16 protein-coding genes and 1 pseudogene are annotated in these 26,333 nt (G+C 43.2%); 13 read left to right on the plus strand and 4 right to left on the minus strand.

Annotation, left to right across the window (positions count from 1 at the left end; genetic code table 11):
* The first annotated feature begins 844 nt into the window (after positions 1-844).
* Positions 845-6,622: a DUF4011 domain-containing protein gene (locus tag ACAN54_RS20155; protein ID WP_379159407.1), complete on the plus strand. Its 5,778-nt coding sequence runs from the start codon at positions 845-847 to the stop codon at positions 6,620-6,622.
* Positions 6,623-6,754: 132 nt separating this feature from the next.
* On the opposite strand, the gene ACAN54_RS20160 is transcribed toward ACAN54_RS20155, so the two are convergent.
* A complete protein-coding gene (locus ACAN54_RS20160; protein WP_379159410.1) occupies positions 6,755-7,519 on the minus strand; it encodes a hypothetical protein in 765 nt (254 codons plus the stop codon).
* A 378-nt stretch (positions 7,520-7,897) separates the two neighbouring features.
* Here ACAN54_RS20160 and ACAN54_RS20165 point away from each other — a divergent pair, with 378 nt between their 5' ends.
* From ACAN54_RS20165 to ACAN54_RS20185, 5 genes and pseudogenes are all read left to right on the plus strand, one after another.
* The gene (locus tag ACAN54_RS20165; protein WP_379159413.1) at positions 7,898-9,475 is read left to right on the plus strand and encodes a recombinase family protein; all 1,578 of its coding nucleotides are present in this window, start codon (positions 7,898-7,900) and stop codon (positions 9,473-9,475) included.
* Between the two features lie 289 nt (positions 9,476-9,764).
* Positions 9,765-11,096 carry an AAA family ATPase gene (locus ACAN54_RS20170; protein WP_379159416.1) on the plus strand — a complete coding sequence of 444 codons (1,332 nt, stop codon included), beginning with the start codon at positions 9,765-9,767 and terminating at the stop codon, positions 11,094-11,096.
* 2 nt (positions 11,097-11,098) lie between these two features.
* On the plus strand, positions 11,099-12,010 hold the full coding sequence (locus ACAN54_RS20175; RefSeq protein WP_379159419.1) for a DUF4435 domain-containing protein: 912 nt from the start codon (positions 11,099-11,101) through the stop codon (positions 12,008-12,010).
* A 75-nt stretch (positions 12,011-12,085) separates the two neighbouring features.
* A complete protein-coding gene (locus ACAN54_RS20180) occupies positions 12,086-13,033 on the plus strand; it encodes a hypothetical protein (RefSeq protein ID WP_379159422.1) in 948 nt (315 codons plus the stop codon).
* Between the two features lie 12 nt (positions 13,034-13,045).
* Positions 13,046-13,138, plus strand: a pseudogene (locus ACAN54_RS20185) (helix-turn-helix domain-containing protein); the annotation flags it as partial.
* A 358-nt stretch (positions 13,139-13,496) separates the two neighbouring features.
* Here the strand turns inward: ACAN54_RS20185 and ACAN54_RS20190 are convergent.
* Entirely contained in the window at positions 13,497-14,267 is a 771-nt protein-coding gene (locus tag ACAN54_RS20190) for a DeoR/GlpR family DNA-binding transcription regulator (RefSeq protein WP_379159425.1), read from the minus strand.
* A gap of 230 nt (positions 14,268-14,497) precedes the next feature.
* On the opposite strand from ACAN54_RS20190, the gene ACAN54_RS20195 reads away from it, so the two are divergent.
* From ACAN54_RS20195 to fucU, 4 genes are all read left to right on the plus strand, one after another.
* A complete protein-coding gene (locus tag ACAN54_RS20195; protein WP_379159428.1) occupies positions 14,498-16,264 on the plus strand; it encodes an L-fucose isomerase in 1,767 nt (588 codons plus the stop codon).
* A 28-nt stretch (positions 16,265-16,292) separates the two neighbouring features.
* Positions 16,293-17,729: a rhamnulokinase gene (locus ACAN54_RS20200; protein WP_379159431.1), complete on the plus strand. Its 1,437-nt coding sequence runs from the start codon at positions 16,293-16,295 to the stop codon at positions 17,727-17,729.
* 28 nt (positions 17,730-17,757) lie between these two features.
* The gene (locus ACAN54_RS20205) at positions 17,758-18,408 is read left to right on the plus strand and encodes a class II aldolase/adducin family protein (RefSeq protein WP_379159435.1); all 651 of its coding nucleotides are present in this window, start codon (positions 17,758-17,760) and stop codon (positions 18,406-18,408) included.
* Between the two features lie 159 nt (positions 18,409-18,567).
* Positions 18,568-19,008 carry an L-fucose mutarotase gene (fucU, locus tag ACAN54_RS20210; protein ID WP_379159438.1) on the plus strand — a complete coding sequence of 147 codons (441 nt, stop codon included), beginning with the start codon at positions 18,568-18,570 and terminating at the stop codon, positions 19,006-19,008.
* A gap of 148 nt (positions 19,009-19,156) precedes the next feature.
* Here the strand turns inward: fucU and ACAN54_RS20215 are convergent, their stop codons facing one another.
* Positions 19,157-21,142 (minus strand): beta-galactosidase trimerization domain-containing protein, encoded by a 1,986-nt coding sequence (locus ACAN54_RS20215; RefSeq protein ID WP_379159441.1) that lies wholly within the window; start codon positions 21,140-21,142, stop codon positions 19,157-19,159.
* A gap of 131 nt (positions 21,143-21,273) precedes the next feature.
* Between ACAN54_RS20215 and ACAN54_RS20220 the strand changes: the two genes are divergently transcribed.
* Entirely contained in the window at positions 21,274-22,185 is a 912-nt protein-coding gene (locus ACAN54_RS20220) for an AraC family transcriptional regulator (RefSeq protein ID WP_379159444.1), read from the plus strand.
* Here the strand turns inward: ACAN54_RS20220 and ACAN54_RS20225 are convergent.
* A complete protein-coding gene (locus tag ACAN54_RS20225; protein ID WP_379159447.1) occupies positions 22,175-23,065 on the minus strand; it encodes a helix-turn-helix domain-containing protein in 891 nt (296 codons plus the stop codon). The genes ACAN54_RS20220 and ACAN54_RS20225 overlap by 11 nt on opposite strands.
* A 131-nt stretch (positions 23,066-23,196) precedes the next feature.
* Here ACAN54_RS20225 and ACAN54_RS20230 point away from each other — a divergent pair, with 131 nt between their 5' ends.
* Together ACAN54_RS20230 and ACAN54_RS20235 are read left to right on the plus strand one after the other, a co-directional pair.
* Entirely contained in the window at positions 23,197-23,961 is a 765-nt protein-coding gene (locus ACAN54_RS20230; RefSeq protein ID WP_379159450.1) for a GDSL-type esterase/lipase family protein, read from the plus strand.
* A gap of 58 nt (positions 23,962-24,019) precedes the next feature.
* Positions 24,020-26,329 carry a helix-turn-helix domain-containing protein gene (locus tag ACAN54_RS20235; RefSeq protein WP_379159453.1) on the plus strand — a complete coding sequence of 770 codons (2,310 nt, stop codon included), beginning with the start codon at positions 24,020-24,022 and terminating at the stop codon, positions 26,327-26,329.
* Positions 26,330-26,333 lie beyond the last annotated feature (4 nt).

The following is a 26,333-nucleotide window of genomic DNA, read 5'->3' on the forward strand; positions in this document are numbered from 1 at the left end:
GATGACATCATTAACTTGGGCAGAAAATGTGATGTGCTCAGCCAAACAATTTCAAATTATAAGGACCAACTGTGTAAGGTTAAGTCTGAAATTGATCAACAGTTTATTTTTCTCCATAGTATGGATGTAGAATAAATGGGATAAATCAGGAACAATTTAAAGACACTCATTCGGATATTGACACTGTCTAAACAAAGTTACGAACACAAGATTAGTGTGGTTGATAAACAATTGATACAGCATCAAAATCAAATTAAACAAATTCATAAATTACAACTTAATCAAGAAAGCGTTAAAGACAAGCTGTAACAATTAAAGAGGCAACAGATGAAGCAACAAGAAAAGCTTGAGTACGATTCGAGGTTGCTTCGTGGTTTATTATTCGAGTTTGTACAAGAGATTACCATTGATCCTATAAGGAATGTTAGAATCACAGCACGGCATGACTTATTATACACAGTAGTAAAGTGACTTGTTTCTATAATGAAGCAAGTCTTTTTATTATTCTACCTCGGTTCTTGGGTTGAAAGCTATAATATTAGAAAAATAAAACTCGGTTTTTTATTAGCCTTTCGATCCCGTAGCTTGTATAAAACCGAGATTAAACAGGCTTGTACACCTCTTAAACCTTATGGTATATAAAGCTTCTTAGTTTCAAAAGTTATAATCGAATGACCTTCCAAATAAGTAGATCGGTTCTTAGGTAATGATTAATTAGCCCTTCCTAGTATTCTGTATTCTATTACTATGAGTAGCGTGGTACAATTTACCTAATTATCATAGGAATGGCTGAATGTATTGGTGCAGACCAGTAGCAGACTTTATGCCGAATAGGTGGATAAAAATGGATAATAAAATGGAAGAGCAGTTATCGAACAGAATAGCGAATTGGAAAAAGAACCTCATCGATATGAGTAAGAGGAACACACTGCTTAATTTTAAGCCAAAGAAAACTAATAGTGTGAATTTCTTAGATGCCGCTTCACAGTTATACGAGTTACTAATTGGGGAAGAAAAGCAATTGGACTGTAATAAATTAGTTACCCAATATACTCAGCAAATTGAAAAAATCAAATTAATGGCGATAGAAGAACTTGAGAAGAAGAAACGAATTGCCGAAGAAATTCAAAATTATAATAAGACCTTAAATAAGCTTAGAACGGCTGCAAAGACGCGAATGAATGAACAAGGAATAAATATTTCGTACTTATCATTTGGACTTTTGAAATGGAAAGAAACACAGCTCTCGTCTACATCAGATTTCTTTGCGCCTTTACTATTGGTGCCTGTAACCTTAAAAAGAACTAGTGCGAATGCCCCGTTTACGTTAAATCAGTTTGAAGATGATATTGTGATCAATCCCTTCTTAGCACATATGTTACAAGAGCAGCATGGCATTACCTTACCTGAGCTACCTGAAGATCCAGCAAGTATTAACGTTAATCAATTATGGGGAGAAATAAGAGATCTTATTATTAATCTTGAGGGCTGGGGCGTCGAAGAGGACGTTTATTTATCGTTGTTTTCCTTTAACAAGCTGGTTATGTACAAGGATATGGAGACTTATAAAGATATAATCGAAAGTCATCCACTGATCAGAGAAATTGCAGGTGTGTCTAATGAGGAAAGTAGAAAACAAACATTCGATCACACACGAATTCCTGATGAAACCAGTATGGATCGGGAGGTCCCTTCCCATGAAATATTCAATATACTCGATGCGGACTCAAGCCAGCAGCAAGCAATATTGGCTGCTAAAAATGAGATGAGCTTTGTTCTTCAGGGCCCACCAGGCACTGGGAAGAGCCAAACCATCTCCAATATTATTGCAGAGAACTTAGCAAACAACAAAAAGGTTCTATTTGTAAGTGAGAAAATGGCCGCACTAAATGTAGTGAAAAGTCGCCTTGAGAGTGAAGGATTAGGAGATTTTTGTATTGAGATGCATAGTCAAAAAGCCAATAAAAGACAGGTTTTAGATGAAATAAACCATGTGTTAAATGTTCAGGAATCAAATAAGAAAATATCCAAGGAAGTATACGGTCAAATAAATGTCATCAGGGAAAAACTAAATACATATTCAGAAAAGGTTCATTTAGCCAGAGAACCGTATGATATGACAGTATACGAAATACACGGAATACTCTCTAGGTTGCAAAACGTCCCTGAATTCACAGTGGACTTCAACATTAGCCCAACAACTGAGCTTGAATCAATTTACAGATTGCTATCTGACCTAGAACGTTATCGGGCCTCTGTTTATAAATCTGACTTTCACCCATGGGAAGGCTATAACGACGAGAGCTTCTCGCTTGAAATGAAATCTAAAGTGAAAAAGTTTCTTGAAAAGATGAAAAATCAATTGGAATACACGACGGAAGTTGTATCAAATATACAATCATTTACTGGGCTACAGATTTCTACGCTAGATGAATTAAAGAAGGCAACTAACATATTGGACATGGCTAAGCATTCTCCTATGCCTCCAGTAGGTTGGTTTGATAAGGGGAATATCTCCCAGATCATTATTGATGCTAAAAATTATCAAGAGAGATTTTCAACATTTCTTGATGAAAAAAAGGAGTTAACCACAAAGGTCAATGAAGATATATTGGAGGAAAGTCGCCTTCAAGATTTTTATAACGAACTATATATAGAAAATGAACAGTTTATTTCGATGATTCCTGAAACAAAACTGAACGAACTTTTGTTAACCCAAAGTACATTAATAAATGGGATCGAAGATATCTTGTCTATTCTCTCCAATGCCTCTAATTATGATGAAATAGCCTCTAGTCTTGGAATACACGAGCTGGAAAATGCTAAAGAACTAAATCAGTTGTTAAGTTATCTTTCTTTGCTAAACCAAAGTGTAACACCAACAGAGATCTGGTTCGATGTAAACCAACTAGCAAATATTTTAAATCAAGCCATGAAATTAAAGGGAAAGTACTTAGAGAATGCAGCATTACGAGGCGATTTATTATCTAAATATAAGCCATCTTTTTTAGAGATCAATGCTGAAAAGGCTTTGATTGATTTCGAAGTTAAGGAGTCCCTAGTTGAGCCATTTAGAAACACTCAAGGATCAGGATCAGAGGATGTTATTTTGTATGATCAAAAATCAAAGGTGAAAGGATTACTCGGGGACTTTTTCAGTAAGACTAAATTATTAAACACATATAAAACAGAATTTGAGTCACTATTCGGATTGGAAATAATCAACCTCTCCTTGATTGATAATCTAGAAATTGTGATTCGGTTTATCGAGAGATCTCCGAAGCCACAGGAAAGTTGGTTTAACTTAAATAATTACCATGGTATACAAACGACTATTCGAGAGGGTAAGGAGTTATATAGTAAATATCAAATTGAATTTGATAAATCCACTAAATTATTTGAAGAAGAAGTGTATGATGAGCGCATTTACGATATTTTCGAACGGTGTGAGGGGCCATACCAGTCATTTTTAAAGGTCTTTAATGGTTCCTATAAAAAGGATTTAAAATGGCTAAGGGCTAATCTGAAATCCAATGAGAAATTAGACTTTGATACGTTTCAAAAATACGTTCGTAACATAAAACGAGTATTGGATTACAAGAACTCTATTGAAAAAATGGAATCTGAATTTCAATCATCGCTGGGGTGGCATTACCAGTTGTCTGATACAAGTTGGTCTTCCATCGAACAAGCGCTATCAACTACAAGAGAGATTGTTGAATGGCATCAAGGACGTGGCCTAACTGTATCGTTAAGAGAACTATTACTTAGACCTGCGGGTAAAGTGGATTTGTTGATGTCTTCTTTTGCCCAATTGAAACAAATATGTGCCGATTTGAAACATATCATCAATCGAATTCACAATGAGTATCCAAATTTAATTAGTTTATTTGGTGCTGATGGTTCAAAGATTAATACAGAACAATTATTTACTAAGCTTCAAATTGAATCGGAAAATGTGGATGCGTATTTTAATTTTGTGGATGAATTTAGTTGTCATCTTCAGAATCCAATGAATCTGAGTGTGATTTCCTTAAAACAAGATTTGAAAAATAATATTATCCTTAAGCAACAATCCAAGGAGCTAGACGAAAGTTTCGAAAATAACATTAATATTCTGGGGAATTCTTTTAAAGGTAATGATACGGAATGGGATGAGTTTTTTAGGTTTATCGAAGAATTCACCTTGTTATTTAAAAGTAATGTTCAGATTACTAGAGAATTTAAAACAGCAATGCTCAGAGGAGAGGGAGTTCATGTTGATGTAACTTCCCTGGTGCAATGTTTAAGTACCATTGAAAAAGAAATTCCAAAGTATCGGGAGGCACTGCCAAAATTCTTTTCGGGTTACGAAGGTCCAGAATTATATTGGCCATATGCTGAATTTGGAAATACACTCAAATTATTAAAACGGCAAGTTGAAGAGTGGCAGTATGGATTCTCTAAACTTAGCCCATATTTTGTGGACACTGACTTAACATTCGATGAGATTAAAAATACATTAGAGATGGCAGTCGAAGTCAAAATGTATAAACAGATTATCGATAGTGAATTGGAGAATCTTAAAGTTGTATTCGGTGATCGATTTACTGGGTACAACACGAATTGGGAACAAATCTTTGATGCACTAGCATGGACGGATGAATGGCATAACTTGTTTGCTAATATGGCGATGCCGTCCAAGTTGCTGAATTATGTTACTTCAGAAGGAAAAGGGAACAAAGTCGACATCATAGAGTGGCTAGTACAGGCGGAAAAAGAATATGAAAAAAACATGAATCTTAAAAAAGATCTGCATTTGTATTTTACTGTATCTGTTATCTTCAAAGAATTTGATTTCTCTGAGCTCAAATTGGAGGATCTTATTCAATTTTCAGAAATACGTATTGATTCAATTGATCTTTTGGAAGACTGGATCAGATATCGACGTCTTGAAGACACTGCATCTAATTTAGGTCTCGGCAAATTTATGCTTGCAATAAAAAATGAGAATATTAGCGATTTCACGTTTAAAGATCTATTTCAAAAGAGATTCTTTACACTTTGGCTAGATCAAATTTATAAAAATGAACCGCTTTTATTTGACTTTGATGCAGACGCAATGAATACTGATGTGACTTCTTTTAGAAAACTGGATGTAAAGAGCAATCAATTGAACGTCCTCCGTATAAAGGAAAGATTAGAATTAAATCGAAATCACGCGATAAATTCGCTTGCGTTTCGTCGAGAACTTCAAATCATACAAGCGGAAATAGGAAAGAAAAAAAGACACTATCCAATAAGAAAACTTTTAAATCTTACAGCACCTTTATTCATGGAGGTAAAACCATGTTTACTTATGAGCCCGTTGTCTGTAAGTCAATTTTTGGATGCTTCTGTAATTCAGTTTGATTTAGTGATATTCGATGAAGCATCACAAATATTCTCAGAGGATGCAATCGGAGCTATTGTACGTGGAAAACAGTTGATTGTGGTAGGTGATACTAAACAATTACCTCCAACGAATTTTTTCCATAGCAGTACGATTGAAGAAGATTTCGATGACGAACAAGAAGAGGATCAAGAAGTTACATATGAAAGTATTCTGGATGAGTGCGCTCATGTTCTCCCTCCAATTAATTTACGTTGGCATTATCGTAGTAAACATGAGTCGTTAATCACTTTTTCAAATGAAGCTTTTTATCACAACAATTTGATTACCTTCCCAAGTTCGGATAATGGACCTTATCTGGGAACAGAATTTGTTTATGTTAAAGATGGTGTTTACGATCGAGGCGGAAATAAAACGAATAAAAAAGAAGCAGAACAGATTGCTAATTTAGTAATTGAGCATTTTAAAGAACACCCTAATCAATCTCTAGGAGTGATTGCGTTCAGTGAGGCTCAAGCATCTGCTATAGAGAATGAACTGACCATCCTAAGAAATGCAAATACGTTATTTGAACGTTTCTTTCAAGAAGGGGCCCATGAAGAGTTTTTCATCAAAAGTCTGGAGAATGTTCAAGGTGATGAGCGTGACGTCATTTTCTTAAGTGTGGGCTATGCTAAGGCAGCTGATCAAACATTGCATTACAATTTTGGACCATTAAGCAAAACTCGTGGTGAAAGACGGTTAAATGTAGCTGTTACTAGAGCCAAATATCATATGAAGATAATTAGTTCCTTAAAGCCATCTGATTTATCTGACACAAAAGTAAGCGGGAATACTGGTTTGCGTTTGCTAAAGGATTATATGCAAGCCACTATGGATGGCAAGTTGCCGATCAGCATGACAGCACATGAAGAGATGGAGTTTGACTCACCTTTTGAAGAGGATGTATTCAACGTTCTTACGGACATGGGATACAAAGTTAAAACTCAAGTTGGCTGCTCAGGATATCGAATTGATTTAGCTATTGTTGATCCACTCAATGACAATAAGTTTCTGTTGGGCATTGAATGCGATGGAAAGGCTTATCACAGTTCAAAAGTCGCGCGGGATAGAGATCGACTTCGTCAGCAAGTTTTGGAGGGGCTTGGATGGAAAATTTATAGAATTTGGTCACAAGAGTGGTTCAAAAAGCGGAGATTTGAAGTCAATCGACTTGAGAATTATCTAGAATCAATAAAGTACTTGGTTTAAAAAAATGCTTAATTAGAAAAATGGCGTGCAAACGTAATATAAGTTTGCACGCCATTTTTCTGTTTTTCTCAATATAAAAATGTGATAGCTGATTATAAGACATAGGCTGTCCCTTTTAATATGCGAGAACGTTTACCTTTCGTCATCATGATCTTTGTTGTAGGAGTTATTACTCGAACTTTCCTGAATCGACGGCACTTCTATAGGCAAAGACGCTTCCTGAATTGCCTTCTTCGATGGCCTTTCTTTTTGTCTTTCTCCAGTAGATTTCGAATTGCTCAAATATTTCTCAATAACTTCCTGTTGGTGTTGAGCAATCAATTCTTGAATTTCTTTTTTATGACGCAATGTTGCAATTTCTAGCGTTTGTTTTAACCCCCTAAGTTCATTGGTCAACATGTCGAATTCTTCCTGATTAAACTTTGAGATTCGAGCGTTCTGACGTTCAAGTTCAGATTGTAGATGGAATATTGCCTCTTTCTGTGCACTGCACAGTTCATCCAATTGCTTCCACGATTTATGAGTCTCTGATAATTCACGATTGACCTTAGTTAATTCTTTGTTCAGAAATTGTACTCGTTGTTCAAGTTCTTCAATAATTCCCTGCTTCTCTAGGGTAACCTTTGCAATCTCTGTTGAGGTGTAGTTGTTATCATCAATAACTTTTTTGATTAAAGAGGAAAATATTTCATTAATTCGTGAGGTGTGCTCCTGAAGGATTTCCAAGTCACTTAAATATTTCTTCGCACTGTCATGATGCTTGTACGTCTGAAGTTCATATAAGGTAACCACGCTTTCAAACCATTCCTTGCTGGATAGTCCTGATACCGCAATCATGGAGGAGACTTTTTCTTTAATTTCTGGGTTCACTTTAACTCCAAATGTTTCTGATGCCATGTTAACCCCTCTCTATATGAAGATTAACTGGGGTTTACCTTGTAAGCCAGGTTAACTGGGTTAACTTTATATTTAATCTGGAATTTATTCGTTATCAGATTATATGGTGCAGCGGAAAGCATTATCACTTTGAACACATTAGAATACGAAATCTGATGGAATAGGACAATCTTAGTTTGTAATAGGCATAACCAGAGGTGATGTCTGTGCAGCTTAAGATCGTTTTTAAGTCCGTTGAAAAGGAAAAGGCACTTGAGAAAATTATTGAAGAATTGGTTGATAACACCATTCGCAAGGTCCTCATTAAACATCCTGGTATAAGCTATAATAGGGAGACTTCTAAGGCAAGACAACCATGATGAATCAGGTGATTTTCAGATGATAAACCCTAATGTAACAGCCATATATGTACGTGTATCTACCACAAAAGACTCCCAAAAAGATAGCCCAGAGCACCAGAGGGGGCTCTGTGAAGAGAAGGCAAGAGTACTTGACCTGGATGTACAATATTCTTATGAGGATCGTGATACTGGAACTTCCATCGTAGCACGGGAAGAGATTCAGAAATTGATCCAGGATGCCAAATCCAAGTATTTTGGTACCATAATATTTGCCTCACTTTCACGCTTTTCAAGAGATACACTTGACTCACTTAACCTAAAAAGGATCTTGGTGGATGCTTTAGGCATCCGATTGATTTCTATTGAAGAAGGCTTTGATTCGCTCAAGGATAATGATGAGCTCAAATTCCAGATCATTTCCGCAGTGAATCAGAAACTGAGCGAACAGATCAGTCTTTCATCGAAGCGAGGTATTAGGCAGTCCGCGCTAAAAGGTAATTTTACAGGAAGTGTTGCTCCTTTTGGATATAGAAAAATCGTAAGTAGTGATAAAAAGACACTTACGCCTGATGAAAATTATAGTTATATCGTCGAAATCATCTACCATTTATATGTATCCCGAAAGATGGGGGAAAAGGCAATTGTACAGTACCTTAACAAGGAAATGGAGATTCCTTCTCCGAAAGGTGGAGTTTGGGGTATTACGACAATTCAAAGAATTCTAACCAACGAGGTGTATACAGGGCAGAATGTCTTTGGTAAATACGAAGTGAAAAAGGTCTATAACGATATTAACAACATGTCTGACCGAAGCAAAAAACAAGTACAGAGGGAAAAGGAAAAATGGGAAAGATCAGCCGAGCAAACTCATGAAGCCATAATTGACGATGAAACGTTCGAGCTTGCGCAGGAGATTCGCTTAAAACGTGGAGGAGGAAGGCGTGGAGGCGTCAGGAATAGAGTGAATGTGTTTGCTGGTATCATCTTTTGTAAGCACTGTGGAGCCTCTCTAGTGAGCTGTAAAGGGAAGTCGAGGAAGGACGGTCCAGAATACCGTTATTTGATCTGCTCCACCAGGAGACGGAAAGGAGAGACGGGCTGTGTCAACAATGCCTGGATTCCTTACAACAATTTTAGAGACACCGTCATCAATGAAGTGAGCAAGAAGTTGAAGCGAGTTATAAACATTGAGACAGAAACCATGGATAGCAAAGATAGAATTTTGAAGAAAAAGCCATCCATTGATTTAGATAAGGATCTAAAGAAGTTTGAGAAGGCTATCCAAAGAAACCGAAAGTTATTGTTCGAGTTGAGGAAACAGAATATGCTCGGGGAGATCGATGAGGAACAATATCGGTTTGAAAAACAAGAGTATGAACAGGAGATTGCTTCGCTTCAAACACAGCTAACTCAGTCATCTCAGAACAAGGAAGAGCAGATCAATTTGGATAAGATCCATGATGAGATAAGAGCGGCTCTTGAAACGCTTGTGAACCTTGAATTTGACCGATTAGATGAAATGAGGATTATCTTGTCCAAACTAATTGAAAAATTGGTTGTAAGTGTTGATGGGGAAGTGGAGATTTATACTCCTTTGGGGCAGGTAGAATTGTAAATGGAATTTGGTCCATATAGCTCAAAATAATTGATTATAATTCTCTACTTCAAAGTTGTTTGTAAACAGTTATGCAACAGATGAACCAAGTTTATGATCTTCTTTTAGCTATTAAGCTAAGGGAAGATTTTTTGTTTTCTAAAATAGAATTTTGTTTAACTATTTTGTGAATATACTATTTTATGTAAAAAAATGGCGAGAAAATGCTTTGGATTACTGGTACAGTATTATTAGATTTCCTGTTTTTAGTAAGTATTAAATTATATAGCCATTCAGGGGGGCGTAAAAAATGATAAAAAATTTAAAAATTAAGAATATGTTTGGATGGAGAAATTATAATATTGATTTTAAGGATGATTTGACATTATTGGTAGGAGCAAATGGGTCAGGTAAAACATCAATTTTGAATATTATATCTTCAATAGCATCTAAAAATCTCGATTTTTTAAGTAAGTATAATTTCGAGGAAGTAACTCTATCGTACGTGGTGGGAAAAGAACTTCAAGAAGTGAACATTAAAATGAACTCTGAAGGGTTGTACGAATTGAAATGGAAGGACTTTTTAGTTCCAATCAACTTAAATAATATTGACGAAACATATATAAGGTTAAGCGCACGTGAGGATTCTAGACAAACTTTAGATGCAATATTAACCGAAATATCAAATGAACTAAATATTTTATATCTACCATTATCGAGAGATAATCGTTTTCTTGAAGGGAACAATGAAGATAACATAGTTAAATATACGAAACAAGGCACTCGGTATATAACTACGTGGTCTGATGGTGATACACGACCAACTGGAGGTATTGATGATACTTTAAGGAGCATAAACAAAATTGTAAAAGAATATCAAAGGAAAACTGGGATTAGATTAGAGCAATTAAATGAGCGAATGAGAAAAGAAATATTTCAATCATCATTTAAATACTATGAAAATGAAGCACTTACTTCAGATATAAAAATGCAAATTGGGATTTTAAATGACACGAAAATTAATGAATTGAAAAATGCATTCAAAGAAATGAAGTTACTATCACCTCAATTTGAAAAAGAAATGGACATGTTTATTGCACGTTTATTTGCAGGTTATGAGGTTTTTAGCAAATGGCAGGCTGGAGAAAAGGAATACGATAACTCTATACTATCATTCATAGGAAACTTGCCACAACTTAATAGAATAATGCAATGGCAAAAAGTTATACAAGATATTAATCAAAAGAAAGAAGAATTGCAAAGAAATATGAAAACTTTTTTAGACACGGTTAATGATTTTCTAAAAGAGAGCAATAAAGAACTTGTTTTAAACGACAGAGATGGAAATGTGTTGTTCACACAGGAAAATAGCAAAAAAAGAATGGAGTTAGACAAACTTTCTTCTGGTGAAAAACAAATTGTGATCTTCTTTGCCTACTTAATTTTTGAAGTGAGTTCAAAACAAAAAGGTATTTATATAATTGATGAGCCAGAATTATCTTTACATATAGCTTGGCAACGAAACTTTGCCAAGTCCATATTAAATATATCATCTAATCTGCAACTGATATTTGCTACCCACTCCCCTGAGATTGTGGGTGTCTTTAGGAACAAATGTGTTTCTTTAAGGAGTGATAGATAGTCATGAGCATGGATGATGTTGGAATTCCTACATATAGTAACGAAGCGTACTTAGCATTTCAAATTTTAATGAGTCAATCTAGTGACTTGATTGTGTTTATTGAAGATGATATGGGTATTCACTTATATGACATACTATTGAAAAGGTTGTTCTCTGATTCGAATATTCAAATTCATGTTGAAGCAGTGTCAGGCAAAAAAAATGTAATTGATGTTTATCAGAAAAGTAAACAAAGCACCATTTCGGCGAATAAAATTCCATGTTTTTTCATTGCAGATTCGGATTTTGATACTATTCTCGAAAAGAAAATGTATAATGATGCAAACTTCTTATATCTGGAAAGATATTCAATCGAAAACTATTTAGTTGATGAGGAAGCAGGTATTAACTTTGTTAAAGGAAGGACTAATGAAAATCGAAGATTTTGTCAGAATAAAATTAACTTTGAGTTATGGCTCAATGATATCTCTACCCAAATGAAAAAACTGGTGACTATATATTGTACAATTCAGAAGTTGGGGATGAATACGGAAAATTCCAGTCAATCGATTTCCAGATTCACTAAGAAAAAAGTTCCATTTGAAATTGATAATAAAAAAGTAGGGGATTACCTTCTTAATGAAGTTTTTAGGGATTACCAAAGAAATAAAATGTATGGATTCACAAAGGTGTATTTACGGATGGAGAAAAAAATAAGGCAAACCTATAATGATGAATTTTGGAGAGTGATCCCTGGCAAGCAACTTTTGCAATTATTCTCCTTTTATTTGCATAAATACACAGATAATAAAGGTGCTCATAAAATGGATTTTCAAAATTTAGCTTGTCATTGTTGTGACTTATCATCGTTACAATTTTTAAAAGAACATATTTTGTTTTATTTTAATATTCATAGCAGTTTACAAGCAGTTTAGGTGATGAAAATATTTTTTGCACCTAAATTATAGTAATAATAACCAGGGAATAAAGAAGGAAGTGGTATGTGCAAGATGAGTAACTTTAATATTTTTGAGTTTTACGGAAAGAATGAGAACCTAGAGACTTGGAAATTATGGGTCTCAATAATAATGTGCCTTTGTTCAGTAGGTATGTTTCTTTTTAATCTGAATCAAAATTCAAATGAATTAGATAGAATTATCATCAAATGGGCTCTTTACTATATATCTATCTTTACCTTCTCAGTTTCCTTGTTTATTTCTTCTAATTATTTTTTTGAAAAAAAAGAAGGGGCAGAGAAATATGCTTTTATACGGAAATTGTATTTTTTATTTTCATTCATCTTATTAATAATTGTATTTCTTCCCTTAAAAATTACTTTTACTATTTTGAATAAATTGAAAATGGAAACATTGTATCGGTACAGTAGCTTATATGGTTTTTCTTTCATTACTAGCATTCTGATCAATACTGTAATGGGTGTATTTATATACGTTTATACTCAAAATATATTTGGTGAATACGTAGATTCCATGACTATTAGCTTGACATTTGTATTTATCATGAACTATTTCATATTAAAATTCACTGGTACATGTTATTTTTATTTTTCGGATTTTTTTTCAAGAAGAAAAAAGAAATTAAAGCAAGGATTTTTAACATCAGATAGATATGATAATTTAGAATTAAGAGATAGGGAAGATAAAAAAGAATTTATGAATGTAATTTATGTATTAAATTTTGTAATAATAGCTGTATGTTCAATGTTCATATATTTCATTAATTTAGAAAAAATGTTTTCTGATTTTCCCGTAATACACCTACGTCAAAGCGTACTTTACAGTTTCACTTTATTCGCTGCCTTTGATCGTCTCTGGGATAAATGGAAAAAGACGCTTGGTAATAAAAAGAATACACAATTAGATAAGAAAGTTGCTGTAAAGTCAGTAGAAGAGGAACTTCTATCAACAAATGGAGAACTGAAAGACCTGCCATTATAATGGTGTCTTTCAAACCACACCACGAACGTCATGCAAAAACTAAACGTCAAAGGCCGTTCGCAAGCGGTTGTCGAGCTGATCAAGCTTGGGGAGCTGAAGATATAGCTGCTCTGCTACAGAAGCGACGCGTTTATGCCTTCTTTTACCTTTAGGGGTGAGGGGAGGTTTTTTGTTTTATTCATGGCAAGTCAGACATACATGAGAAAAATGAAGTTAAAGATCAATCATTGATTCGGTGTGCAGACGCGGTGGAATAGGAGTATGTGCTATGTTGCAATGTAAGCGCTATCGAAAATGGGGCCGGGAATACTACTCACTGGACTTTTTGAATACCATCCACAGCAGCGCTATAAGACAGGCTCCGACAGCGATAAGAACGAATGGAAACCACTGGGGAGCGTGATAAGCAGCTAAATTTCTCGATCCCATTGTATGACTCGCCTCCCCTCTGGTGAGGTGTAATTTACATATCAGAACTGTAGAGAACGGATATCTGATATGTATTCAGAAAAGCGATCCATTCCTCCGAAGGCTTTTGATCGGTCACAATGTAATCGACTTTATCAAAGCTGAAGAGCTTGATGAAGGCAATTCGGTCAAATTTGGAATGGTCTACGAGCAGCACGACTTTACTGGCCTGCTTTTGCATTAGAATTTTCAATTCGCTCTCTTCTTCGTTGGAATCACTGAGACCTCCCGTCATTGACAGTGCTTTACAGCTGAATAGAGCTACATCTACATTGTACTTTTGTATGCTCTGGGAAGCTGTGGGGCCTACGAAGGAGCTGGTTTCAGGCCCTAAAGTACCGCCGGTAGAGATGAGCTTGTGGCCGGAATGCTGGAATTCAGACAAAACAGCCAATGAATTGGTGATTATAGTTAGATTTTGCTTGGCTTCAGTAATTTTGCGTAAGGCTTCAAAAGCTGTTGTACTGGTATCGGTCATCAGACTGTCCCCGTCATTAATCAAGTCCAGCACATTGGAGGCAATAATGCCTTTGGCTTCAAGATTGATCTGGTGTCTGCTTGCATAGGAAGGATCTTCATTGGTATGAGCATTCAAAATTGCGCCGCCGTAATTCTTTTTGGCCAGTCCTTCTTTATCGAGCTTGTCAAGATCGCGCCGGATCGTCTCTTCTGATACCTGGAATTTTTGAGCTAGTTCAGCGACATGCACTTTTTTATGTCTATAAAGCTCATTAATAATGAGGTCCCGCCGTTCAAATGCCTTCATGTCTTATCCACCCTTAATTAAAAGTCATTTTATATTCATAGTGTACTACAATTTACTAAGAGATAGTCAGACATCACTTTAAACCCCACACTATTTTCTTAATAATATCACATTAAACCACAAAATATAAGATTATTATGTGGTTTTTTGTTGACTACATTGAATATGGATTCTATTATTAACATGAACTTCATTTAATCTTCAACCACTTAATTTGAGGAGGAACAGCAGTGGCAACAAATTATCCGAAGATTGGTATCCGGCCCACCATCGATGGCAGAAGACGCGGTGTCCGCGAATCGCTGGAGGTCCAAACCATGGGCATGGCACAGCGTGTAGCCAAATTTCTAGAAGAAAAGCTTTTTTATCCGGATGGTTCCAAGGTAGAGTGTGTTATCGCTGATTCTACAATTGGCGGTGTTAAGGAAGCCGCGGTTGCCGCACGGAAGTTTGCAAGTGAAAATGTTGGAGTGTCTATTACTGTAACCCCTTGCTGGTGTTATGGTTCAGAAACCATGGATATGGATGCCACTATTCCACATGCAGTATGGGGTTTTAATGGAACCGAGCGTCCAGGTGCGGTATATCTGGCTGCGGTATTGTCTGCCTATGCGCAAAAAGGAATTCCGGCTTTCGGGATTTACGGTGAGGATGTTCAGGATTCCGGCAGCGAAGAGATTCCGGCCGATGTGCAGTCTAAGCTGCTGCAGTTTGCCAAATCCGCTTTGGCGGTGGCCTTGATGAAGGGCAAATCCTATTTGTCGATGGGCTCCGTCTCCATGGGGATCGCGGGTTCGATTGTTAACGAGCAGTTTTTCCAGGAATACCTGGGCATGCGTAATGAGTATGTGGATATGTCTGAATTTGTCCGCCGGTTTGAAGAGGAAATCTATGATCAAGCAGAATTTGAGCACGCACTGGCCTGGGTCAAGGAGAATTGCCGGATCGGAGCAGATAATAACCCGCCTGAACTGCAAATCAGTGATGAGGAAAAGGAAAAGCAATGGGAGACATGTGTGAAAATGACCCTCATTGCGCGTGATCTCATGGTTGGTAATCCTAAGCTCGCCGAGATTGGCTTCGAGGAAGAGGCGAACGGGCATAATGCGCTTGTTGGGGGTTTCCAGGGCCAACGGCATTGGACGGATCATTTTCCGAACGGAGATTTCATGGAGACATTGCTGAACTCCTCCTTTGACTGGAATGGCAGACGCGCACCGTACATTGTTGCAACTGAAAATGACAGCTTGAACGGCGTAACCATGCTGTTCAATTATCTGCTTACGAACACCGCGCAAATATTCGCCGATGTCCGCACCTACTGGAGTCCTGCCGCCGTTAAGAGTGTAACCGGATATACACTGGAGGGAGACGCGGCAAACGGACTATTGCATCTAATTAATTCTGGCTCTGCAGCGCTGGATGGAACAGGGGAGCAGAGTATTGACGGAAAGCCGGCGATCAAGCCCTTTTGGGAGATTACAGATGAAGAAGCGGATAGCTGTATTGCACAGACCCGGTTCCGCGCTGCATCGCAGGAATACTTCCGGGGAGGAGGCTTCTCAACGGATTATTTAACAAAAGGCGGAATGCCTGTTACTATGGCCCGTCTCAACCTGGTTAAGGGACTCGGTCCTGTACTTCAGCTTGTAGAGGGTTTCACTGTGGATTTGCCCGAAGCTGTTCACCAGACGCTGGATGAACGGACAGATCCTACGTGGCCAACAACCTGGTTTGCTCCGAAGCTGACGAATCAGGGCTCATTTAAATCGGTTTACGATGTCATGAACAATTGGGGAGCCAACCATGGGGCGATAAGCTACGGGCATATCGGTGCAGATCTGATAACGCTTGCATCTATCCTGCGGATTCCGGTCAGTATGCACAATGTAGAAGAGTCACGTATTTTCAGACCACGGGTATGGTCATTATTCGGTACAGAGGATCTGGAGAGTGCGGATTACAGAGCCTGCCGGAACTTCGGGCCGCTGTATTAAATCCTCAAATGGAGCAGGTGCAGATAGTATGAGCGATGCTATAAATTTGCTGGCGATGGATCTGGGGGCAAGCTCCGGCAGGGTGATGCTGGGCATCTATGACGGTGAGAGCATCCGCGTGGAAGAAATTCACCGTTTTGCTAATCAGCCGGTACAAACGGGCGGACATTTATACTGGGATGTTCTGAGGCTTTTTCACGAAATGAAGCAGGGCATACGTAAGGCTGCTAAGGCACAGGGTCCATTGACGGCTTTAAGCGTAGATACATGGGGTGTCGATTACGGCTTCATTGACAGTCAAGGACAGCTGCTGTATTCTCCGCACCATTACAGGGACCAGAGAACAGCAGCCAGTGCCGGCACCCTTGAGTCCTTATTACCGCCAGAAGAGCAGTTTCGGCTAACAGGCAACCAATCAGCCAGGATCAATACAGTATATCAGCTGTTTGCCGATCTTCGAATCAGCCCTTGGCTGAGAGAGACTGCGGACAAAATGCTGATGATGCCTGACTTGTTCCATTACCTGTTCTCCGGTGTTGCTGTGGCGGAGCAGACGATTTGGAGTACAAGCGGTCTGCTGGCTGCAGGCGTTGCCAATCCTTCTCTGGAGGTATCGAATAGGCTGGGTCTCCCGGTTGAACTGATTCCTACTCTCGTTCCGGCTGGTACGGTCATCGGCTCTGTAATTCCTGCCCTGCAGGAAGAGCTTGGCATCGGTCCGCTCAAGGTGATAGCCGGAGCTTCACATGATACGGCTTCTGCTGTGGCCTCGATCCCCTATATATCCAAACCAGATGCCGCGTTTATCAGCTGTGGAACATGGTCCCTGGTGGGAATGGAGACGGATCGGCCGATAATAACGGATCTGGCCCGTGAATGCGGGTTTACTAATGAAAGCTGCTATGGAAGCAGCAATCGTCTGCTAAAGAATATCACAGGGCTATGGATTTTGCAGGAAACGCAGCGGGGCTGGGCTGAAGCGGGGGAACCGGTGTCTCATCATGAGGCAGCCTTGCTTGCCCAGAGTGTTCATAGGACAGCGTATACTGCGGCAGTTATCGATCCTAATGATGCGCTCTTCAGTACACCTGGAGATATGCCGAAACGGATAGAGGCGTATTGTACCCGGACCGGACAGACACCGCCGCGGACAAAAGCAGAGTTCATTCTAACTATTCTGAACAGTCTGGCCTACTCATACGCAGCGACGATTAAAGAGCTGGAAGCATTAAACGGGCAGACCATCCGCAGAATTCATATGGTCGGCGGAGGGATCCAGAATGTTCTTCTATGCCAGCTTACGACAGACGCCACCGGCAAGGAAATTGTCGCCGGACCTGTAGAAGCGAGTGCGATCGGGAATATCGCTGTTCAATTAACGGCCTTGGGAGCAGTTCATCCTTCTGAGGTAAGAGAACTTGTGGCACGTTCCTGTACACTTTCCAGCTATTATCCGGCTTTATAAATCATCGATTAGTAAAAGGAGAGTAATCATGAATCATTCTGAAGAGGAATTGCGGCTGCTAATTTGTGATATAGGCAGAAATCTGTTTAATAAGGATTTTATAGCCGCTAACGACGGCAACATCTCTGCGCGCCTATCGGAAACAGAGATTCTTACTTCACCGACCGGAGTCAGCAAAGGGTATTTGAAGCCGCACATGCTCGTAAAGGTCAATCTGCAGGGAGAGATTCTTGAAGCAGGGGAAGGCTATCGTCCGTCTACCGAAGTGAAAATGCACCTTAAGATTTATAATGAGCTGCCTGAGATGAAAGGTGTAGTTCATGCGCATCCTCCATATGCAACTGCATTTGCCATCAAAGGAGAAAGCCTGGACAAGATGATGATGCCTGAGTCTGTAATTGCTATGGGGGATATTCCACTGGCAAAGTACGGGACACCTTCAACGGAAGAGATCCCGGATTCGCTAATTCCTTTTCTGGGCAAGAAAACAGCGGTCCTTCTGGAGAGCCACGGTGCACTGACCTGGGGCAAGGATGTGATGAGCGCCTACCTGAACATGGAAAGGCTCGAATATACTGCTAAGCTGACATTTATTACACGAATGATCAACGGTGAACGTGAATTGCCCCAGAACCGTATTGATGAGCTTGTTGCTTTAAGATCATTCTACGGAATGTAGCTTTATTTAATATGGATTGAACATGAAAATAAACATTAAGGAAAAAGTGATGGAGGGGAATTTTGGAACTGTAGGAGCGGAAGCGTCCGTCTTTGTCTGTGGATTTCCACCGTGAACAGCGGTATAGAATCACTAGTTCAATTTATATGGAGGAACAACATGCTGAAGAAAATACCGAAGCTCCTGTCTCCCGAACTGGTTCGTGTACTGATGGAGATGGGCCATGGAGATGAGCTTGTGCTGGCGGATGCCAATTATCCGGGGCATGCACTGCATTCAAGAGTGTTAAGATACGATGGAATCGGGATTCCGCGGCTGCTTGATGCTATCCTTGAACTGCTTCCCCTGGATCATTATGCGGCGCATCAGGCGGCGTTCATGGAAGTGGTTGAAGGAGACAAGACAGTACCGGTGATCTGGTCTACCTATGAAGCCATTATCTCCAGGCATGATGAGGCGGCAACCATCGAATACGAGGAACGTTTTGCCTTTTATAACCGCTCCAAACAGAGCTATGCCATTGTAATTACGGGTGAAGAGGCTTTATATGGAAATATAATCATCAAAAAAGGTGTTATCAAACCGGAGGACAACAACTGAGATTCAATACGGAGAGAACGATATTGATGCCCAGGTAGAAGGGATTAACGCGCGGATAGCGGATTAAAAAAGGGAGGTTACAGAAGCCGGAGGCTGCTGCGACATCCCTTGTTTTTATAAATGTACGGGTTAACCGCCAGTATTTTTGCTACGCCAGCTCTATCACTGCCATCTGGTGATTCTCCAGGTAAGGAACTGTATAAGAGAGTTCACCCTCTTGGCCTGCCGTAAACGGCAGCTCAGTCATCGAGGGGGCAAGATAGACACGGTGGACGGGGGCGGTTGACGGGAGACGCAGGCTGACGGAAATGTCCCGCAGCGGCACAATGTCCTCGATGACCTCAATGCGGCCCTTGAGTACGGGGGCGGCATAGAGCAGATGGTTCACATATCGCCGCTCTGCCTGCTGGTACTGCAGGGTCGTTATTCCCCGGGCCGGCAGACTGGTAGTCAGGGCTGGCTGAGGAAGGAGGCGGGATAGGGAAAGGAGCACCATCTCCTTCAGGATGAGATGTCCGCCATCCGCATAATCACTGAACACCTCCCAGGCGATATAGATTCCGTCTTCGCTCTCGACCATGCCTGGACCATTGTCTTCTCTGGCACCAGGTGTGTGCTGATGCGAACAAAAGCTGAAGACATCACGGTTGAAATAGGGATTCTCTAAGTGGCCCAGCGAATGACCGCCGTTTAGCTCCACTAGCTGGCCCTCGCCATACATCACATAGGAGGCAGGCAGCAGGGCACCGGGAGTGAAATTCGGACTGAAATAAGATGGACGGTACGGATTAACTCCCAGCCAGTTGACTCCGAGGTTCAGCTCAAAAGCATCCCCGGCCGTGTTCAGACCCGAACGCCCGGTGGCGAGCACCTTGCCGCCACCTGCCGTAAAGGTATCTATAGCGCCGGCCAATTCCGGCCATACCGGCACCTCGTCCGGCAGAATCAGCACCTTGTAGGCGGTGAAATCGCTGGACATATCCACGATGTCGAACAGGTAGTGGCCTTCAGTCAGCATGCGCACGACACCGGCATCGGCCAGATTGCGCTGCCCCATGAGTTCGTGACCGCCGGGACAGGCTTCACGCACCGCTTCCAGGGACAGGACCGCGATGTCGGCAACCGATTCTACCCCGCTGCACCACGGTTCCTTCGCCTCTACCTCTGCGTAGGCAGCGCCAATCAGGGCATAGGTTGCTTCGTCCATCAGGCCTGAGGGGTGAAGCTGGTCGCCGATGGAGCATTTGGCGCCGTGAGCGAGACTGAGTGCGGCTTCAAACCGCAGTGCGTTCGGATGCTTGTAGCCGCCGAATTCGCCCCACGAGGTATGGAATTTGCCGGTCATGCCGAGAAATTCCATGCCCAGTGGCTGGGCGTACCGTGCCGACAGCGGGAAGTGATCGTAGCCCCAGCCTCCGGTCGGGAGCGATTCCAGTTCGAGATGGCTGTTGACATGGACGAGATCACGGCGGCCCCGCTGCTGATGACCGTTGTTGTGATAGACCGGAAGACCAGGCTTCACATCGTCGATAGTCTCCCGTACGCGGCGCGCATAGTTCAGATAAGTCGCTTCGCCCAAGGCAATTATAGATGTTTCGTCGCGAGGGTCTTGGCCGGCTGCCCGCAGCGCGGCCACACAATACTGGCAGCGGCATTTGCGGGCGCCGACGATATCGAGAAAGATCCCGTCTGCATCATACCGGGAGACGACTTCATGGATTTGCGCCAGTAAAATGTCCAGGTAAGGCGTATTAAGGCAAAACTCGTGGTAACCCGGAGTCATAAAGTCCTTTACCCAGCGTGTCCGGTCCTCTGCATCACGGATCAGCCACTCGGGATGGCGGCGCGCCAGCTTCTCATCAAGACCAGCTGATAAATATACCGGTGTCCGGACCCCGATCTCATGAGCCGCCGTGATCATTTCCCCCAGCAGGTCAAAGGAGAGATGCGGATGCATTTCATTGGCTTCACTGGGATGGTAGGCCCAGCCGTGATGGCATTTGGAGAACACAGTGATTGAATCTACATGCCCGGTACGCAGCATGGCTTGAAACTGGGCTTTGGAAAATTCCTGTCCTATGCCGGGAATGGCTTCGGAAGTATGGAAGTCGAGGTGAACCTGACGAAAACGCATCGATAAACAGCCCCTTATATGGTTGGATGTAAAGCGGATTCCCAGTCAATGTAACTCTTTTCCACCGAAGCAGCCAGTGATAATATAGACTTTGAATAGCACAAAATCGACTTTGACAGGAGAGATATACGGTGCTGTGCCTTGAATTCTCCATCCCGCCGCTGCCGCAGTTCGTCACGGTAGGACGTGCCGTATGGTCGCCGGGAGACCGGCATTTCGCCCGCACCTTCGCAGTGTACGATCTGCTGCTGGTGAAGCGGGGAACGCTCTATATGACAGAACAGGATAAGGAATACGAGGTTGGCCCGGGCAAGCTGTTGGTGCTGGAGGCGGGGCTGCCGCATGCCGGGCATAGGGCCTGTGCAGAGGATACGGAGATTTACTGGGTGCACTTTATCCATGCGTGTAAGCCGGCTTATATCCGCCAGGGGGATATTCCCTGGCCGTCGCTGCTGGCTAAAGGAACGGTAGAGGATGAGGAGCCTTCTGCACAGCAGCGTTTATACATGCCGAAATTCGCTGCAGTCGATGTAGAGGTACTGGAACCGATTTTGCATGAGATGAACGAGATTCACAGCCGGCTGAACGCAGAAAATGCACTCCGGCTTCACTTGCTGCTCGCCGGGCTGATGGCTCTACTTCAGGCGGAATGCGTGCGGACTGCTCTGCCGGAGCCTACGGAACGGCTGGCCCGGGCAGCAGCAAGCTATCTGGACGTTCACTGGAGGCAGCCGTTTAATCTTGCAGGACTCGAGGAGGAGCTGCATTTTCAGGCAGATTATATTACGAGGTGCATGAAACAGCATATCGGCACAACACCGCTGCAGTACGTGCTGCACCTGCGCCTGGAGGAAGCCAAAAAACTGCTCAGCGGTACGGTGCTGGGCATTTCCGAAATTGCCGAACGGGTAGGCATTCAAGATCCCAACTACCTGACGCGTCTGTTCCGTGCGAGGTTTGGCGTAACCCCCGGAGCGTACCGGCGGCGGCTGCGTCAGAAGGATGAGGCAGCTGCCGCCGGTACGGAGAGGTTCAGGGATTGAACGGGGATGCTTGTCCGGAATCCCGTATTTTCTCGCGGTATTCGCTTGGCGTGCAGTTAAATACTTTGCGGAACTGGCGGGAGTAATAGCTCTGGTCGTGGAAGCCGCTGTCCATGGCGACCTGGAATATGGTGAGGTCCAGGCTCCGCAGCAGTGTGCAGGAATAATCCAGGCGCTTGCGGATGATATAATCCATCGGGGTGGTCTGATAGTTGCGGGTGAAGACCCTCAGAAACTGGCGTGTTGACATGTAGGCCATATCTGCCATGGATTGTAGGGTGATCGGCTGCAGAAAATGCTCTTCGATATAGGTAACCGTCTCACCGATCCGCAGCGCTTTGTTATCCTCCCGTCCGCTGCTGTTCTGATAATACCGTGACAGCATGCCAACGAGTGCGGTGAAATAGGTGCGGATCATTAGCCTGTACCCTTCCTGCTGTTGTTCATGCTCTCCCAGAATACAGTCCAGCAGACGGGTAGCCTCCCGGAGCTGCCCGGCATCAAGGGTGAGCATGCCTTTGAAGTGCATCTCCTTCCGGTAGAAAGGCTCGATATAGAACAGCGCCTGAAAGCCCGGCATCAGCCTGAGCTCGGACTGCTGCAGCAGCTGCTCGGGCTGGAACATCACGTTAACATACTCGATGCCGTCGACATTCTTGTAACCGTGGGAAACATTGCTGTGGATTAAAAAAACCTGGCCGGCGCTAACCGGATACTCCCTCCCCTCGATAATATGTACCGCATTTCCTGACAAAATGACGACGAGCTCCGAGAAGTCATGGCTATGGACGTAGTAGTCATGGGTCAGCGGACACTTCTGGATTCTGAAGGTGAAGCCGGGTTCAAGTCCGATGTCCCGCGCAAACAGTTTGGTTGTCATGGCCATATTATGCTAAAGATGGTCGATATCGTCAAGGCGAAAAAAGGCAGGCGGGGCTACCATTAGGTTGCAGGTGCACCGCCCGATTTCAGCCGGGCAAGGGACCAGCGCGATCGACAGGAGGGGGAAGTATGCTGCATTTATTTACTGATAACATAACAAAAAATTCCATCAGGCCGCTCATTCTGTTTCTCGGGGACAGCATTACAGCTGACGGTCTATATATCCGTTTGGCTGGGGAATGGCTGCAGAAGCACCGTCCGGATCTGGGAGTGGAACTGGCTGCACGCGGTGTTCCCAGCGAGACGTCCTCGGGTCTCAGCGAAGCGGCCCATCCGTTCCCGCGGCCCTGTGTGCATGAACGCCTGGCAAAAGAACTCGCGGAAGCAGCTCCCGGTGTGGTCGTAGCATGCTACGGTATGAATGACGGGATCTACCATCCCTTCTCGGGCGAACGGTTCGCCGCCTATAGGACAGGAATGCTGCGGCTGAGTGCGCAGATCCGCGAAGCCGGGGCCAAGGTCGTACTGATGACCCCGCCGCCGTTCGACGCCGCATCAATGAACGGCCAGCTTCTGCCTGCGGAGGCGTCCGGTTTCAGCTATCTGGCGCCCTACAGGGATTATGACCGTATACTTGAGCGTTATGCGGACTGGCTGTTATCGGGGAGCTGCCCCGCCGACGGCATCATCGATCTGCGCACACCGCTGCTGGAGCATATCCGGCAGGAACGCTCGCTTAACGCCTCGTATACCTACGGTGACGGTATCCATCCGGATGCATCAGGTCACGGGGTGATGGCGCGGACACTGCTGCGGGAGCTGTTCCACGCAGAGCCGGGTACATGGCCAGATGAGGAAGACTCCCGGAGGACGTTTCAGGATAACGAGGATTGACAAGCAAAATCGCGCAGGATTATATTAAGGTCACCCTAAGAGCAGGGAGAGAAGACCCATGAATGTATTGCAGACGATCCGCTCGCGCAAATATTTACAGCGGATTTTGCTCAGCTTTATGCTTGTTGTCGCCATACTGGCCATTACTTCGTTTGTATTGAACACCAGTGCCCGCGGCAAGGTACTTAGCCTGCAAAATGAAGCTGACCGCAAGCTGCTGACCCAAATGAATTACAACATTGAGAACATGAATGGCATTGTGAAGGATCTGGCAGTTTCCCTGTACAATGACGAAGAACTGATTGCGCTGAAGTCCGGTGCGGATTACAGGGATAGCATTCTGAAGATCGAACGCCTCAATCATACGGTGGCATCTTCCCCGTATCTGCACGCTGCAGTCTTTTATAACGGTGCGCAGCACCGGTTCTTCTCATCGCTGAACCATGACATTGATAACAGCCTCTTCTACAAAGCCTTAGAGGATTACATGGCCTCCCGGGCCGATTTGCCGAAGCTGCAGCTGATTCCCCTGGATCTTGACGGCAAGGACGAAGGGATCGATGTATTTGCCTTTTTCATGTATGACGGAGATTCGCTGGGTTCAATCAATGACAATGTGCTGATTTTAACGGTGAAGCCGGGATGGATGCTGGATAATATGAAAGCGCTTAATCACGCGGCTGAGCGGGAAAAGGATGTCCTTTTCGTCACCGACAGCGAGGGTGAAGTGCTTATTTCGACTGACGGGCAGCTTCCGGCCGGACTTAATATTAAGCAGGATTTGCTGCCGCGGATCTCCTCCTCGGACACGCCGCTGAATTCTTTTAACTACACGTACGGAGATAGGAAGTATAAGGTCACTTATCTGAGTAAAGCCCTGAATAACTGGCAGATTGTCAGTATGCAAGATTATGATATCGTGCTGGGCAGCGTCCGGCAGATGAAGTGGACGGAACTGGCAGTAACGCTGTCTGTAGTTCTGCTCGCTGTAATGATGTCCGTGTTCTTTTCGCTGCGGCTCTATAAGCCCGTGGGCCAGCTGCTGACGCTGGTGCCGCAGGATGAGCGCGGCGCTCCGCAGGTGAAGGATGAGCTGTCGCTGATTACAGCCAACGTGACCGAGATGCTCGGCAAGCTAAAGGGGCTGGAACAGGAGCGGGCATCGCAGTCCAATATTGCTAAGGTCTATCAGCTGCGGAGCCTGATCGGGCTCAGCGGCAGCGTAGACGAGCGGGCATTTCTGCAGATCAGGGAGCAGTACGGGATTGATATCGCTTATCCGTCGCCACTCCGCCTCGCGCTGGTGCAGATCGATGATCTGCAGGGACTTGCCGCCGGACCGGGGCTACAGATGGAATCACTGCTATACTTTGCCATTGGCAATATCGGTCAGGAGTTGCTGCGCCTTGACGGTTCCTGTGAAGCGGCGGATATGAAAAGCGGGCATCTTGTCTTTATCGCCGGCAGTGAAACGGGGGCACTGGAAAAGCTGGGAGAGCGCTTCAGGGAGCTTCAACAAACCATTCTTGGCTATTACCGAATTACCTTTACGGTTACGCTGAGCGACATATTCACGGACTACCGCTGCATTTCACAGCATTATAATCTGGCGGTGCGCCATTTGGGCTACCGGATTATTTTCGGCAAGGGAGCCATACTTGAACCTGATCTTCTAAGGGAGAATGAGCGGAATGAATCGCTGCGCATCCCGCAGGAGCTGGAACGCCAGCTGACAGAAGGACTCAAAGGCGGGGATCTGGCGGAGACAGAGCAGGCGATCCGCAGCTGGAGAGAACTGATCGGAGGGTTCAGCTTCGAAAATATGTACTCTGCGGTGCTTCATCTGGCGGTTACACTAAGCAATACGCTTGGTGAAATGAACAATCACAACGTCAATCCGGTGTCGGTCAACCTGCAGGCTATTAACCGGCGTATTCTTGAAAAAGAGACACTGGATGAGATTGAGGCTGTACTGCTGGAGGTTGTGCACGAGGTTGCGGAGCAGCGGCGGAGCGGGCGCGAGGATAAGAACCGGCTGCTGGCTGAAACGGTGAAGGAGATTATCGACAAGCATTACGCTGATCCTGACCTCAATGTGCAGCGGATCGCCGACATGCTGAAGATGAGCTCCGTTTATTTGGGCCAGGTGTTCAAGACGCAGGAAGGAACGACTGTAGTCGATCAGATCAACGCAGCACGCCTGGCTTATGCCAGAGAGTACCTGGAGCAGAAGGACTTAACCGTGACGGAGATAATGGAAAAGGTCGGGTTTGGCAATGAAAGCTATTTCTACCGCCTGTTCAAACGCCGTTACGGGACGACGCCCAAGGAGTACCGCCTGAAATCAGCTATAGACCGCAGTAAATAAAACA

The organism is Paenibacillus diazotrophicus (genome assembly GCF_042610465.1).